Origin of the sequence: Collinsella aerofaciens (assembly GCF_015561195.1) — a bacterium.
In the GTDB taxonomy this organism is placed as follows: domain Bacteria; phylum Actinomycetota; class Coriobacteriia; order Coriobacteriales; family Coriobacteriaceae; genus Collinsella; species Collinsella aerofaciens_AC.
Map to the genome: position 1 here is coordinate 106056 of NZ_JADMSU010000006.1, position 15545 is coordinate 121600.

A 15545-nucleotide genomic window follows, 5' to 3' on the forward strand; every position below is an offset into this window, starting at 1 on the left:
ATCGTGCTAGTTTACCACATGCCACCAGGCAATAAAAAACGTCACGAAAAGCGATGTCTGAGCGCTTCGACCACGTTGGGCGGGACAAACGTCGATACATCGCTGCCGAGTGAGGCGATCTGGCGAACGACCGAGCTCGAGATATAGCCGTACTGCGGCGCACTCATGACAAAGATGGACTCCAGCTCGTTATCCAAGCGATAGTTGAGATCTGCCTGCTGCAGCTCGTACTCAAAGTCGGTCATGGCGCGCAGGCCCTTGACCACGGCCCCCGCCCCCTGCTCACGAGCGAAGTCGACCAAGAGGCCGGTAAAGGGCAGGACCGCGACGCCGTCGATATCACCGAGCGCCTCGCGGGCCAGTGCCACGCGCTCATCGAGCATAAACGTGGTACCCACACCGTTTTTACCCTGCGACTCGGCAACAGCGACGATCACGCTGGGAAAGATGCGACGGGCGCGGCGGATGACGTCGATATGGCCAAACGTGATGGGATCGAAGGTGCCCGGGACGATCACGCGGTTGATGGTGTCATTCATGGGCGTCCTCCTGAAACGTCGTGGCATCGTTGTTGTCAGCATCGGTGCCGGCGTTATCGCCCTCACCATCGTCATCGCCGACCCAACGAAGCAGGTCGACCGAGGTAATGCCGTAGCGCTTCTCGCGCACGATCTCAAAGCCTGCCGGATGCGCGCCCGCATCGGCGGCGGCATGCTCAAACAGGGCATAAGCGCCAGGTGCAAGCAGACCCTGCTGAGCCAGGTTCTGCAGCAGTTCCTCGACCGGCTCGGCACCAAAAGCATAGGGCGGGTCGAGCAGGACCAGATCAAAGGGGCCGCCCGGCACACGACCGCGCGAGGCGCTCGCCAGCATGTCGCCCGTTACCACGCGCCAACGCGCACGGTCACGGCAGAGCGACTCGATATTCTTGGTAATGAGCCGCGCGGCATTCCGATCGATCTCGAACGTCGTGAGTGAGCGGGCACCACGTGAGAGCATCTCTAACCCTAAGGCACCGGAGCCGCCAAAGGCGTCCAGCACGCGGACCTCGTCCAGATCGAAGTCAAATGCCGACATGACCATAGATGCGCATGCCTCGCGCACGCGATCGGTCGTGGGGCGGGTGACATCGCGACCACGAGGCTCCTCGATCTTACGACCGCGCCATTCGCCGCCGATGATTCTCATCCTCCGCTGACCTCCTTAAAAATGTGTCGATATCGCATGGCGACCGCATCGCGCAGGGGGCGCGTCGCCACGGAGTCAAGGGTGCAAGCATACCGCAAGAGCTCGACCGCGTCCAAATGGGCCCACTCGATCAGCTCCTCGTCGGCATCCAGGTCGACAAAGCGCAGGGTCACACCGCCATGCTGGCGGTACCCCAGAATTTCGCCCTCGTGGCGCAGACGCAGGTCCATCTGGGCGAGCGTAAAGCCGTCCGAGGTCTTTTCGAGCGACTGGAGACGGTCTTGCGCCGCCGAAGCGCCGCCGTTGCCCTTGGAGTGCGTCATGACCAGGCAGGTGCCCGACACGCTGCCGCGGCCCACGCGGCCGCGCAGCTGGTGCAGGGCCGCCAAGCCAAAGCGCTCACCGTTCTCGATGACCATGACGGTGGCGTTGGGCACGTCGACGCCCACCTCGACCACCGTAGTCGAGACGAGCACGTCAATCTCGCCGCGCTTGAAGGCATCGATAACCTGGTCCTTCTCCCCCGCTGGCATGCGGCCGTGAAGGCGCTCGATGGCAAGACCCGGCAACGCCAGACGCAGGCGATCGAGCTCGGTCGCCGTATCGTGCAGCGGCACGGGGACCGTCACGCGGCCCTCGCCGTCGCGGGCGATACCGGGCACGTCCTCCAGCTCATCGGCCGAGTCGCTCGGCTCCACGAGCGGGCAAATCACGTAGGCCTGCTGACCCTTTTCATGCGCCTCGCGGATGGCGCCATAGGCAAGGTCGCGGCTCGACTCGGTAAGCACGCGTGTCGTCACGCCAGCGCCAGGGACGGGCCGATGGCGGATGATGCTCGTGTCCAGATCGCCGTAGACCGAAAGTGCCAGCGTACGTGGGATGGGCGTTGCCGTCATAACGAGCAGATCGGCACCAGGGCCCTTCGCACGCAGGGCGTTGCGTTGGCCGACGCCAAACCGGTGCTGCTCATCGATGACCACGAGCGACAGGTGCTTGAACGCAACGTTATCCGAAAGCACCGCGTGGGTGCCAAAGAGGACATCGAGCTCGCCCGATTCCAGCTGCGCATGGATCCGCTCGCGCTCGGCCGCCGGCGTGGCGCCCGTCAGGAGCGCCCAGGTCATGCCAGCCTGCGAAAGCAAGGGGCCGGTCTTATCGGCATATTGACGCGCCAGCACGCCCGTGGGCGCCATAACGCAGGCCTGCGTGCCGCTATCGGCAGCCACAGCCAGCGCGCAGGCGGCAACAGCGGTCTTGCCGGTACCGACATCGCCCAGCAGCAGGCGGTTCATCACGCGCCCGCCATCGCACATATCGCGCAGGATATCTTGGAACGCGGCCTCCTGCTCGTCGCTCAGCGAAAACGGCAGGGCCTGCTTAAGCGCGGCCAGGTGCTCGCCCGCGGCGTGGGCATAGGGCACCACATCGACCAAGCCGCCGTCGTTGCGCAGGCGCAGCGCCAGCTGCAGGTAGAGGCACTCCTCGTAGGCAAGCCGTGCGCGCGCGATATCGCGCTCAGCCATGCTCGAAGGAAAGTGGATCGATCGAAGCGCACGGGCATTGCTCATCAGGCGACGTTTAACGCGCAAGCGTGCGGGAATCGGGTCGAAGGGATTGCCGACGACCTCGAGCGCGCCACTTACGATGCGGCGCATCCATGCCTGGCTCACGCCGTCACTCACATAATGGACCGGCAAAATGGTGCCCGCAGCACGCCCCTCATCGAGCTTTTCAAAGTGCGGCGAGGCCATCTGCTTAAAACCGTAGGCAAACTCAACCTTGCCCATCACGGCCAGGCGGTCGCCCTGCTTAAGCTGCTGGGCAATCCAAGGCTGACGGAAAAAGGCGACCTGCAGCACGCCCGTCTCATCAACGAGTGAGACCTCGGTCACCTGCATGCGCGGACGCGGCTTCTTTTGAACGATACGGTCGACCGTGGCGATGATGGTGCACACGGTACCAATGGGCGCCATCTCGATGGACCAGGAGCGCGTAAAGTCGAGGTATCGATGAGGGATATGGAGAAGGAGGTCCCCCACCGTCCGAATACCCAGACGGCGAAGGGCCTCCTCACGTTTACCCGAAACATATTTGAGTCGCGCGATATCCTCGTCGAGCGCATTGCTCTGGGCAAAGCGCTCCGAGACGCGCGGCACGGAGCACAGCTCGGACATGGGCAGTTGCCTACTCGATCGAGAAGATAACGGGATAGAGCGGCTGCTCGCCACGATGGGCGTCAATCTCCAGATCGGGCTGAGCCTCCTCGATAGCGTCGACGATCTCCTGGAAGGCCTCATCGGACAGTTCCTCGCCGGCCAGAATCGTCAGCGCGTCGCCCTCCTCTTCCTCCTGCATACGGTTGATGCAATCGAGCGTGACCTGCTTCACGTCGGAGCCGACCACGTCGATGGAGCCGGCAATGATGCCCATGACGTCACCGGAGTGAATTGGCGAACCGTCGGAGGCACTGGAGTCGCGCACGGCGCGGGTGACCTCGCCATCGCGGACCTCGCTGATGGCGTCGACCATAGCGGCGACGGCATCAGCGAGCTCGGAATCGGGCAGGACCGCGAACAGCGCGGAGAAGGCCTGCGGAACGGTCTTGGTGGGAACGACGGCGACCTTCTTGTCGGTGCAGGCAGAGGCAGCGGCCTCGGCGGCCATGCGGATGTTGCCGTTGTTGGGCAGAATGATGACCGAGGTCGCGTTGACCTGGTCGACGGCGCCCAGCAGGTCTGCAGTCGAGGGATTCATGGTCTGGCCACCGGACACGATCACGTCAACGCCGAGGGACTTGAGGATGTCTGCCTCGCCGGAACCGGCGGCAACGGCGACAAAGCCCAGGGTCTTCGCGGGCTCGGCGGCCTTCTCCTGGTCCTCGTGGATCTTGGCGGTACGGTCGTGGGCCTCCATCTCCATGTTGTGGATAAAGACCTCGTAGATCTGGCCAAGCTGCAGCATGTGCTCGAGCACCAGGTTCGGGGTGTTGGAGTGCACGTGGATCTTGTAGTCGGGATATGCGCCCACGAGCAGCTCACAGTCGCCCATGGAACCCAGGAACTTAAGGCACTCGTCCTCGTCAAACGGGGCGTCGGCCTTAAACAGGAACTCATTGCAGTAACGGAATTCCGAGCCCTCCCAGTCGTCGTTGGCCTCGATCTCAACGCGGCCAAGAGCGGCATCACGGGCAGAGCCGGCGGAGTCAAACGTAGCGGAGAAATCCTCGACAACGGTGCTGCGGCCAAGAGCGGCAGCTACGAAGTTCTCGAGGAAGATGGCAAAGCCAAAGGCGCCGGAGTCGACCACGCCGTTCTCCTTCAGAACGGGCAGCAGGTCGGGCGTGCGAGCGACGGACTGGTAGGCCTCGACGACGATGGCATCGAGCGCGTCCTCGGCCGAGAACTTCTTCTTTTCGCACTCGTCGGCCTTGGTCGAGACATCGCGCAGCACCGTGAGAATCGTGCCCTCGATGGGCTTACGGACGGCCTGGAAGGCGACCTTGACGGCGCGGCGGAACGCATAGGCGATGTTGGCGGACGTGATGGGCTCATCAGCAGAGACGAGACCCTCGGCCACGCCGCGCAGGATCTGAGAGGTGATGACGCCGGAGTTGCCGCGGGCACCCATCAGGGAGCCGTGGGTGATGGCGCCGGCGATGGCCTCCATATCGGCATCGGCGGGAAGGGCGGAAAGCTCCTTGGTCACCGAGGCGAGCGTGAGCGACATGTTGGTACCGGTGTCGCCGTCGGGTACGGGGAAGACATTGAGCTTGTTGATCTCCTCGGCCTTGTCGGAAACAGCAGCCGCAGCGATCGGAAAACAGGTGCGAATGGTCTTTGCAATCATGGGTATTTGAATCTCCGTTTTCGGATGCTAGTTCAGACGGCTCTTGAGCGCGTCGATGTGAATGCCGATCTTAAGGCTGGCGGGATCGATCTGGGCGATCTCCTGCAGGGTGAAGGCAACGGAGCTCGAAAGATTGTGGCAGACGGACTTCATGTTGACGCCGTTCTCGAGCACGACGTGAAGATCGACCGTAAGGCCGTTCTCGTCGGCGGAGACAAGCACGCCCTTGCGGAGGCGCTGACCGGCAAGCAGGCGCACGCTCTCGGCGCCTTGGAGCTGCTCAGCCATACCGACGACGCCATAGCATGTCATCGCGGCATAACCGGCAATATCGGCAATAACGTCGTTCGAGACGCTCAGGCTGCCGTTAATGGTCTCAGACACAAGAATCTCCTTATCTGGTGCTCGCGACACCATGTCGTGGGAGCAATCATTGCAATATTCTACAACGACCGCGCCATGTTGAGGTGGTGGGTCGCGGGATTACATCCTCGACACGAAATGTTGATATGGCAACGTTCGAGTCAAGTGGTCGCGGCATGAAAAAACCCGCCGCATAAGCGACGGGTTTTACAACCTGGCTCCCCGGGTAGGACTCGAACCTACAACAGCGCGGTTAACAGCCGCGTGCTCTACCATTGAGCTACCGAGGAATAGGTGCGTGCTCTCAAGCAACGAAGTTTATTATACGGACGAATCAGCTCAGGGCAAGAACTTTTTTAAGAATTTTTCCGACCTAGTCATTGGAGACGTCCCCAATGACCACATGAAAGCGCCCCCAAGCGGATGTGCTTGAGGGCGCTTCTTGCTTGCGAGGTTATGACTCGATGTAGTCCTTCAGCTTGCTGCTGCGGCTCGGGTGGCGGAGCTTGGCCAGGGTCTTGGACTCGATCTGGCGGATACGCTCGCGCGTGACGCCAAACTCGCGGCCGACTTCCTCGAGCGTACGGGGATGCCCGTCGACAAGGCCAAAGCGCAGCTCGATAACCTTGCGCTCACGATCGGCAAGCGAGTCGAGCACCTGAGTGAGCTGCTCCTGCAGCATGGAGAAGCTGGCGGCATCGGGAGGAACGATTGCCTGGGAGTCCTCGATGAAGTCGCCCAGCTGGGAATCCTCTTCCTCGCCGATGGGGGTCTCGAGCGACACGGGCTCCTGCGAGATCTTCTGGATCTCGCGGACGCGATCGGCGCTCATGTCCATCTCGGCACCGATCTCCTCGGGGGTCGGGTCGCGGCCCAGGTCCTGAAGGAGCTGGCGCTGCACGCGGACGAGCTTGTTGATGGTCTCGACCATGTGTACGGGAATACGGATGGTACGGGCCTGGTCGGCAATGGCGCGCGTAATGGCCTGACGGATCCACCACGTGGCGTACGTGGAGAACTTGAAACCCTTCTGGTAGTCGAACTTCTCGACGGCGCGAATCAGACCGAGGTTGCCCTCCTGGATCAGGTCAAGGAACAGCATGCCGCGGCCGACATAGCGCTTGGCAATGGAGACAACCAGACGCAGGTTTGCGCTGATGAGTGCCTGCTTGGCTTCGAGGCCGACGTTCTCAATGCGCGTAAGACGACGCATCTCGGCACGCGTGAGCTCGAGCTCACCGGCATCGGCAGCCTCGAGCTTCTCGGTGGCCTCAAGACCGGCCTCGATCTTCATAGCCAGATCGACCTCTTCGGAGGCGGTCAGCAGGTCGACCTTGCCGATCTCCTTGAGGTACATACGAACCGGATCGCCGGTCAGCATCACCGTGGAGGCATCGATGCCACGCACGCGCGAGCGTGAACGGGACGTGCGCACGGTGCGCTTCTTCTTGCTCTTGGAAGAACCCATCTCGGCGTCGGCCTGACGGGCCATCTTGAGCTCATGATCGTCGAGCGAGCCGGAATCGTGCTCGTCGTCGTCATCGAAATCGTCGGTATCGGTATCGTTATCGTCATCGTCGACGTCCATGGGGGCGTCGTCGTTACCGCTCGCGGAGATAATCTGGATGCCGCTGTTGCGCAGCGCGGAATACACCGCGGTGAGCTGCTCGTCAGAAACATCGATATCCTTCAGGGCGACCTGAATCTCGTCCTCGGTTACCGAAGTCCTGTTTGAGCCGTTGCCCATGAGCTTTGCAACGTAGGATTCCAGCCCAGTACCCGTGCTCTCAGTCTTTTTTGGCACAGATTCTCCCTTCATAGTCCACAGGACTCAATACTTTAGCACACACATAGACGTCTATACCCAAAAAGAGGACTGGATATAGGCGAGAATACGCTGGTTGACCACAACATCTAGGCCTGTTCGGTGCCTGCGGCCTCCAGACCAATCAAACGGAACGGGTCCGCCACGCCGCCGATCGACTTTTGCAGTTCGCGTTGACGCTGCGAATCCTGCGCGGCCTGCACGGTCAGCGCGCGACGGGCCTCATCATCGAGCGAACGGTCCTGGCGCAGCTTGGCCTGTGCGGCACGCATGCGGCGCTTGATGGTGTAGAGCTCGAGCGTATCGAGCATAAACACGATGTTCGTCTCGGTGGGATGCTTGCTCGTCGCCGAGATGCGCCCGGCACTCACAAGCGTTGCCGCCTCGGGACACACCGAGCGCGCCGCATCCATGCAGGCCGCAGGATCGGTTCCCGGCGGCGTTGCCAGAACGGCCCATGCGATGGACTCGTGACGAGGGTCAACCCACTCGATAGAGCAGATGCGGTCGGCATACGTGCGGAACAGGTCGGGGTAGCTCGTAAGCATCGTCAACAGCTCGCGCTCCCCTGCCAAGGACTTGCGTTCCAAATCGGTCAGGACCATAGGGGCCGAGGCGTCTGCCGGGCCATCGGCGGGCGCAGAGCCTATACCATCAGGCACATCGATCGGCGGCAGGTCGTCGACGACCTCCACGGGCGCGGCACCGTAGGCATCGAGCGGGACGTAGTCATACGGCTCTTCTTCGACCGGCGCGGACACCGGCGGCGTCGCGCCCGATGCCCAAGCACCGCGAGATGCCCCCAGCGAACCAGACGTCCGACCGCCCGCGCTAACAGAGCGCTCGGCTTGCGCCCGCTGGCGTTCATAGTTCTGCTCACGACGTCGTTCCGCATCTTCGCGCTTGGCGACATCGCGAAACACGCGACCCGAACTCGCGCGAACCGTCTCCAGATCCAAACCCAGCAGATCGGCAATCTGGATAAAGTATGTGTCGATCATATAGCTATCGCGCAGCGGATAGATAAGCGTCAGCGCATCTTCCAGCGCCTTGGCACGACCGCCCGGCGTGGTGATGTCACTCGACTCCTGCAGCGAACGGTAGACAAAGTCCATGAGCGGCTCGGCAGCGTCGATGCGCGCCTGAAGCTCCTGTCCACCATGCGCTGTGATGAACTCCATGGGGTCGTTGCCGTCGGGCAGCACCACGCAGCGCAGGTCCATCGAATCCTGCTCGATAAATTGAATCGCGCGACGGGCGGCCTTCTGGCCCGCGGCATCGCCATCGAACATATACACGATACGCTTGGCAAAGCGGGTGAGCGTCTTGACGTGATGCTCCGTGAGCGCGGTGCCCAGCGTGGCGACAACGTTTTTGATCCCCGCCTCCCAGCAGGCGATACAATCGGTATAGCCCTCCACCACGATGGCCGTATCCTGCGCGACGATAAACTCCTTGGCCCAGTTAAAGCCATAGAGGTTTCGCTTTTTATGGAACACGCTCGTCTCGGCGGTGTTGAGGTACTTGGGTTGGCCGTCACCCATGATGCGCCCGCCAAAGGCAATGTTGTGACCCTGCTCGTCAAAGATGGGAAACATCACGCGGTCGTAGAAGCGGTCGGCAAGCTGCCCGCGCCCGCGGCTCACGGCAACGTTGGCGTCGATCATCTCCTGCGGGGTAAAACCCGCCTGGGACAGGTGCGACACCAGCGCGTTGCGGCCCGGTGCAAAGCCCAGGCAGTAGCGGCGGCAGACGTCGCCACCCATACCACGGCTGGCAAAGTACTCGCGTGGACGGCCGTCCTTACCGCGCATAAGCATGGTGTGGTAGAACTGGGCGGTCTCGGCACACAGATCGTAGATGCGGGCACGCTTGGTACCGCGCTCGCGACGATCTCCGGTGTCATGCAGCTCAATACCCGCACGATCGGCCAAATAGCGGATTGACTCGGGAAAGCTCAGGTTTTCGCGCTTCATGATATAGGTGAAGACGTCGCCGCCTTCGCCGCAGCCAAAGCAGTGCCAGACCTGCGTAGCGGGGATAATGTGGAAAGAAGGCGTCTTTTCGCCATGGAAGGGGCAGCAACCCCAAAACTCATGGCCGCGGGGCTTGAGCTCAACCGTTTCCTGCACGATAGCAACTAAGTCGGACGCAGCGCGTACCTGGTCTTTTTCCTCATCGCTAATCACGGATACTCACCCCCTGCTCGCCCAAGTTGTGACGAATATCCTCGATATTACCCTCGACGGTCGAGATCAACTCATCCAGCGATTCGAACACACGCGAGGGACGCAGCCAGCGCGTAAACGCCAGCGAAACGGAAGCGCCGTACAGGTCGCCCGTATAACCAATTAAGTTAGCCTCGAGATGCGATGAAGCGGCATCGTCGGCATACGTCGGCGGCAGGCCGACGTTAACGGCAGCAGGCCATACGGTGTCATCGACGAGCACCAGGCCCTCATACACGCCATCGGCAGGCACCTGAATGCCATCGGGAACCTGCAGGTTTGCCGTGGGAAAGCCCATGCCAGAGCCCTCGTGACGGCCGCGAATAACACCGCCGCGCAGCATATACGGGCGGCCGAGCAACTCAGCAGCCAGCTCCACATGGCCCTGTCCCAGCTCATGACGGATGCGGGTGGCGCAAATGGCCTCACCGCCCTCGCAAAGCAGATCGTGACCATACACGTCAACGCCGTGCTCGGAACCCCAGACGCGCATCTCGGCAACACCAGAAGCACCGCCACGACCCAGCCTAAAATCGCTGCCAACGCGAATCGAACGAATGTCGACCACGCGTGACAACAGTGTGAGAAAACCGACATGGTCGAGTGCCGCAACCTCAGGCGTAAAGGGAACGGCCACCACTGCATCGACCCCGGTCTGAGCCAAGGCATGTAGACGGTCGGCCGTCGTCATCAATTTATGAGCGGGCGAAGGACTCACCACAACGTCCGGATCGGGATCGAAAGTGACCACGACCGCCTTGCAGTCATGGGCGCGCGCATCGCTAACAAGCGCCGCAATGAGCTCCTGGTGTCCACGGTGAACGCCGTCGAACACGCCGATGGCAATCGATGCGGCACACAAGTGCTCGCACTCATCAAACGCATCGGCAGTAACGATGCGGGCCTCGTCCGACTCGCCCTCGAAAAAGATACGCGCGAGCTCGCGAGCGGACAACATCATCGAACACCGCCGATTGCCTGCGGAAACACGTGCTCCATGACAAAGCGGCCACTCTCAATGCGGGCGAGCGCCTTGAGTCCCCCATCGAGCACCAACGCAAAAGGCGCCTTCGCGGTATCGAAATCGGCAAGCGCACGCTCAACGGGAATGCGTCGGCCGCAGAGCAGGTCGTCGGCAAGATTGCCCGGCAAGTCAACACGCGTGGCGCCCAGGGCCGCAATGGGATCCAGGGCAAAGCCAGCCGCGGACTCGGGAGAAAGCTCCTCGACCGCATGGCAGGCGCCAATGGAAACAACACCGGAGGCCGTGCGGCGCAGCGCGGAAATATGCGCGGCGCTCTCGCAGGCGCGGCCCAAGTCGCGAGCGAGCGCACGGATATAGGTACCCTTGCTCACTGAGAACGCCACGGTCCACACACACGTATCACCTTCGCCTCCCACGGCGATCAGGTCGGCGGCATAGACCTCGACGGGGCGCGGAGGTAGGTCCACCGCATTGCCCTCGCGAGCAGACTTGTAGGCGCGAACGCCATTGACCGAGATAGCCGAAAACGCCGGCGGCACCTGCATCTGCGGACCCAGCATAGCGGCCAAGCGCTCACGTGCATAGGAAGGATCGCGGAGCTCGTTGGCAACAGCCACCGTGCGGACCGCCTCGCCCTCCGCATCATCGGTATTTGTCTCGGCGCCAAACGAAATGTCGGCGACATAGCTTTTGGTATCGAGGGTTAGCATGCCCAGCAGACGGGTGGCCTGGCCCACACCCACCACCATGACACCCGATGCCATGGGGTCGAGCGTGCCGGCATGGCCGACGCGCCGCTCATGGAGGGCGCGCCGGCATTTCGAAACCACATCGTGGGACGTGCAGCCCACCGGCTTATCGACGGCGAGCAGCATATTCAGTTGAGAAGGTGTACGACGAGCCATGTACCATCCAAAAAGTTAAAGCTCGACGGTCACCGAAGCGGGATCCTCCCCCACCAGCTCGGCCAGCATGGGAAGTGCCACGGTAAGCGTCTCGAGAATCGTTCCGTTGTTGGAGAAACCGGCGGCAGCGGGATGTCCGCCTCCGCCAAATGCAGCAGCGATCTCGGACACGTTGAGGTCGCCCTTGGAGCGCAGGTTGCCGCGCACCTTGGTATCGCCCTCAATGCCCTTCAGGAACAGGCAGACCTCCACGCCCATCACCGAGCGCACCACGTCAACCAGGCCGTCGCACTCATCCGAGGTGACACCGCAAGCCTCAAGGTCACTCTGGTACGCGTAACTATACGCAACGCGCCCGTGGGCCACCGTCTTGATGCGGCCCATAACGATAGACTTGAGGTGCAAAAACTCAACGCGCATGCTCTGGTAGACCTCGAGTGCCACACGCGCCGGATCGGCACCGTGGGCAACCAGACGCGAGGCTGCATGGAACGCGGCGGCATCGGCATTTTGGTACTGAAAACGGCCGGTATCGGTAACCAAGCCACACAGCAGGCAGGTCGCAACGCCATCACGTGCGACAATGCCGCAATTGTCCAAGAAGCGGTCGATGATCATGGCGCAGGCTGCAGCTTCGACGCGCCTCAGGCTGAGCTCGGCAAACTCCTCGCGCGCCGGATGGTGATCGAAGCACACCACATGCTTGGAGCGACGAAGCACCTCGGCGGAATTATTGAGACGCTCGACGACCGGTACGTCCACCGAGATGAACAGGTCCGGATTGCCGGTATACGCAGATGCCGCTACCAGGCGATCGGAGCCTTCCATAAAGCGGTAGATGCGCGGAACCGGGTCATCATCTGCCAGCAGCAGGGCAATGTCCTTATTAGGGAAAAACTTCATAAGCGAGAGGCCCAAACCCAGCACGGAGCCCAGGGCGTCGCCATCGGGAGAAGTGTGTCCCGAAATCGCAATGGAGGACGCACCCTCGATAAGCTCGAGGATGCGTCGTTGAATATCTGCAGACTCGCACGAGGCGAGGTCGGCGGAATTAGTCATCTAAAGCTGCCTCCTGGGCGGCATCCGCTATCGGATAGCCGTCCTCGTCCTTTTCGATCGCAAGCGTGGCGGGAACGTTTTCCAGCGCACGCGTGATGCGCTCGGCCTCATCGGTCGAGCGATCGATGCGAAAATCGAGCTCGGGCGTAACACGCCAATCGAGCGAGCGAGCCAACAGGCTGCGAATACGGCCCTTAGCGCTTGCGAGCGCCTCCATGACCTCGTCGTAGCGGCTCGCATCGCACGACACGAACACACGCGCGAACGAACGGTCCACCGCGACCTCAACCGCGGTCAAAGTAACCAGGTCGAGACGCGGATCGGAAACCTCAAAGAGCAGGATATAACCAAGCTTCTCGCGAAGCTGCTCGCCCAGACGGCGGGTTGCCTGCGTTTGCTTCATAGCGCTACCCCCTACTCGGTACGGGCAACCTGGTCGATGCGGTAACCCTCGATCTGGTCGCCGGGCTTGATGTCCTGGAAGTTCTCCAGGCCAATGCCGCCCTCGGAACCGCTCTTGAGGCTCTTGGCCTCGTCCTTATAGTGACGCATCGATGCGATCTTGCCGTTGAAGACCACGATGCCGTCGCGCACCAGACGCACGGAATCGGTCGCGGCGATCTCGCCCTCTTCGACGCGGACACCGGCGGCGATACCGACTTTGGGCACCTTGAAGGTGTCCAGGACGGTCGCGGTACCCGTGGAGACCTCGACCTCGGTGGGCTTGAGCATGCCGATACGGGCAGCGTCAAGTTCCTCGAGGCACTTGTAGATAACGTCGTAGCAACGGATCTCGACGCCCTCGCGCTCGGCGGCGGAACGGGCCTTACCGTCGGGGCGGACGCCAAAGCCGATGATGATGGCGTTGGAGGCGTCGGCCAGGACGACGTCGGTCTCGTTGATGGCACCAACGGCGGAGTGGATCGTGTTGATGCGAACCTCGGACTGATCCATCTTGTCGAGCGAGTCCTGAAGGGCCTCGATGGAACCCTGGACGTCGGCCTTGATGATCAGGTTAAGCTCCTTGACCTCGGCGTCGGCAATGGTCTCGAAGAGGTTCTCGAGCGTGACGTGCTTGACGCGGCTCTGCTCCTCGATACGGGCCTTGAGCGAACGTTCGTCAGCAAGCGCGCGAGCCTCGCGCTCGTCCTCGAACACGCGGAACTCGTCACCGGCGTTGGGCACGGACTGCAGGCCCAGGATCTCGACGGCGTCAGAGGGACCGGCCTCGGTGACGGCGCGGCCCTTGGGGTCGAGCATGGCGCGGACGCGGCCGTAGGTGAGGCCGGCGACCAGCGTATCGCCCACGTGCAGGGTACCGCGGGTCACGAGCACGGTAGCGACCGAGCCGCGGCCCTTGTCGAGCTTGGCCTCGAGGACGTTGCCGGAGGCAAAGGTGTCCGGGTTGGCCTTGAGCTCGAGCACATCTGCCTGGAGCAGCACGGTCTCGAGCAGATCGTCGATACCGATCTTCTGCTTCGCCGAGATGTTGACGAACATGTTCTGTCCGCCCCACTCCTCGGGGATGACACCGTACTCGGTGAGCTCCTGGCGCACGCGGTCGGGGTTGGCACCCGGCTTATCGATCTTGTTGACGGCGACGACGATGGGTACGCCGGCGGCCTTGGCGTGGTTGATCGACTCGACGGTCTGGGGCATGACGCCGTCGTCGGCAGCCACGATCAGAATGACGATGTCGGTCACCTTGGCACCACGGGCACGCATGGCCGTAAAGGTGGCATGGCCCGGGGTATCGATGAAGGTGATCTTGCGGTCGTTGATCATAACCTGCGAAGCGCCGATTGCCTGGGTGATGCCGCCCGCCTCGCCGGCAGCGACACCGGTGTGACGGATGGCGTCGAGCAGCGACGTCTTGCCGTGGTCGACGTGGCCCATGACGGTGACGACCGGGGCGCGCGGTTTAAGGTCGGCGGGATCGTCGTAGAACGAGAAGGTGTTCTCCTCCTCGGGGGTGATGATCTTGATCTGACGGCCCAGGTCGTCGGCAACGAGCTCGACGAGGTCGTCGGACATGGACTGCGTCATGGTGAGCGGCGTACCCAGCAGGAACAGGCGCTTGATGATGTCGTTGGCCGGAACGTCGAGCGCCTCGGCAAGCTCCTGGACGGTAACGCCCTGGGAGACCTTGATGGCATCGAGCTCCTCGGGGTTCACGCCCTGGGCCAGCGCCTCCTCTATCTTGCGCTCCTCCTGAGCCTTGGCAGCCTCGCGCTCGCGCTTCTCCTTGCGCTTCTTGCGGCGACCGGTGGACTCGCGAGAGGCCTCCTCGACGGCAGCACGAGCCTCCTCGAGCACCTTCTCGCGGCTATACTCCTCGGCCTCGCGAGCCATGCGGCTATAGTGGTCCTCTTCGTTGTTGTGACCGCCCTTGCGCTTCTTGCCCTTGCCCTGCTTATCGGGGTTGGGGAAGTCCATGCCGGCAGCGACGTTGTTGCTGGCGTTGGTGCGATGGCTGTGCGGACGGCTCTCGGAGGCGTTACGCTCGGAGTTGTTGTCGGAGGCATTGCGATCGTTACGACGGCCACCGCGGCGGTCGTTGTTGCCGCCACGACGGTTACCGCGCTCGGCGGCGCGCTCGGCCTTGGCCTTGTCCTCGGCGTCCTTCTTCTCCTTGAGCACGGTCTCCTGTGCGGCAATCTGGTCGAGCAGCGAACGGAAGCGCGAACCGGAATCGGAAGCGGGAACGGCGCGGCGCTGGGCCTCGCGGGCAGCCTCCTCCTTCTCGCGAGCAAGGCGCTCCTGCTCGGCCTTCTTCTTGGCCTCGGCCTCGGCGCGGGCAGCCTCCTCGGCAGCCTGGGCTGCGGCAAACTGGCGGCGCTCCTCCTCGCGTGCCTTCTCGGCGGCGATGCGCTCGCGCTCGGCCTCGGCGGCGCGAGCGGCTTCCTCGGCGGCAGCTGCCTGCTCCTCGGCCTGCTTGGCGGCCTCGACTTCCTGAGCGCGGGCCTCGATCACCGAGGCGAGCTGCTTGCGGACCATGGCGACATAGGCGTCCTCCAAGGTGGAGGAAGCGGACTTAGCGGGAATCTTCATATCGGCGAGATGACCCATCAGTTCCTTGGAGGTCATGCCGAACTCTTTGGCCAGGGTGGACACACGGACTTTTGCCATATGACTTCACCTACCCT

The 15545-nt window shown here is 62.4% G+C and carries 12 protein-coding genes and 1 tRNA gene; all 13 read right to left on the reverse strand.

Annotation, left to right across the window (positions count from 1 at the left end; all coding sequences use genetic code 11):
- Nucleotides 1–41: 41 nt before the first annotated feature.
- Nucleotides 42–539 (reverse strand): pantetheine-phosphate adenylyltransferase, encoded by a 498-nt coding sequence (coaD, locus tag I2H81_RS07150; RefSeq protein ID WP_195645052.1) that lies wholly within the window; start codon nt 537–539, stop codon nt 42–44.
- Nucleotides 532–1188 (reverse strand): 16S rRNA (guanine(966)-N(2))-methyltransferase RsmD, encoded by a 657-nt coding sequence (gene rsmD, locus I2H81_RS07155; RefSeq protein ID WP_195645053.1) that lies wholly within the window; start codon nt 1186–1188, stop codon nt 532–534. The genes coaD and rsmD overlap by 8 nt, the downstream gene beginning before the upstream one ends.
- Nucleotides 1185–3362, reverse strand: a complete 2178-nt coding sequence (gene recG, locus I2H81_RS07160; protein ID WP_195645054.1) for an ATP-dependent DNA helicase RecG — start codon at nt 3360–3362, stop codon at nt 1185–1187. The genes rsmD and recG overlap by 4 nt, the downstream gene beginning before the upstream one ends.
- Before the next feature lie 10 nt (nt 3363–3372).
- Nucleotides 3373–5034: a DAK2 domain-containing protein gene (locus I2H81_RS07165; protein WP_195645055.1), complete on the reverse strand. Its 1662-nt coding sequence runs from the start codon at nt 5032–5034 to the stop codon at nt 3373–3375.
- A gap of 27 nt (nt 5035–5061) precedes the next feature.
- A complete protein-coding gene (locus I2H81_RS07170; RefSeq protein WP_195645056.1) occupies nt 5062–5451 on the reverse strand; it encodes an Asp23/Gls24 family envelope stress response protein in 390 nt (129 codons plus the stop codon).
- 161 nt (nt 5452–5612) lie between these two features.
- A tRNA-Asn gene (locus I2H81_RS07175) sits at nt 5613–5687 on the reverse strand.
- Nucleotides 5688–5851: 164 nt separating this feature from the next.
- The gene (gene rpoD / locus I2H81_RS07180) at nt 5852–7201 is read right to left on the reverse strand and encodes an RNA polymerase sigma factor RpoD (protein WP_055286388.1); all 1350 of its coding nucleotides are present in this window, start codon (nt 7199–7201) and stop codon (nt 5852–5854) included.
- Nucleotides 7202–7311: 110 nt separating this feature from the next.
- A complete protein-coding gene (gene dnaG / locus I2H81_RS07185) occupies nt 7312–9411 on the reverse strand; it encodes a DNA primase (RefSeq protein WP_195645057.1) in 2100 nt (699 codons plus the stop codon).
- Nucleotides 9404–10411 (reverse strand): riboflavin biosynthesis protein RibF, encoded by a 1008-nt coding sequence (gene ribF / locus I2H81_RS07190; RefSeq protein WP_229108114.1) that lies wholly within the window; start codon nt 10409–10411, stop codon nt 9404–9406. Before ribF ends, dnaG begins: the two co-directional genes overlap by 8 nt.
- A complete protein-coding gene (gene truB, locus I2H81_RS07195) occupies nt 10408–11340 on the reverse strand; it encodes a tRNA pseudouridine(55) synthase TruB (RefSeq protein WP_195645058.1) in 933 nt (310 codons plus the stop codon). The genes ribF and truB overlap by 4 nt, the downstream gene beginning before the upstream one ends.
- Nucleotides 11341–11355: 15 nt before the next feature.
- Nucleotides 11356–12399 carry a DHH family phosphoesterase gene (locus I2H81_RS07200; RefSeq protein ID WP_195645059.1) on the reverse strand — a complete coding sequence of 348 codons (1044 nt, stop codon included), beginning with the start codon at nt 12397–12399 and terminating at the stop codon, nt 11356–11358.
- Nucleotides 12392–12802 carry a 30S ribosome-binding factor RbfA gene (gene rbfA / locus I2H81_RS07205; RefSeq protein ID WP_117629486.1) on the reverse strand — a complete coding sequence of 137 codons (411 nt, stop codon included), beginning with the start codon at nt 12800–12802 and terminating at the stop codon, nt 12392–12394. The genes I2H81_RS07200 and rbfA overlap by 8 nt, the downstream gene beginning before the upstream one ends.
- An 11-nt stretch (nt 12803–12813) precedes the next feature.
- Nucleotides 12814–15528 (reverse strand): translation initiation factor IF-2, encoded by a 2715-nt coding sequence (infB, locus tag I2H81_RS07210; protein ID WP_089571695.1) that lies wholly within the window; start codon nt 15526–15528, stop codon nt 12814–12816.
- Between the last annotated feature and the right edge of the window lie 17 nt (nt 15529–15545).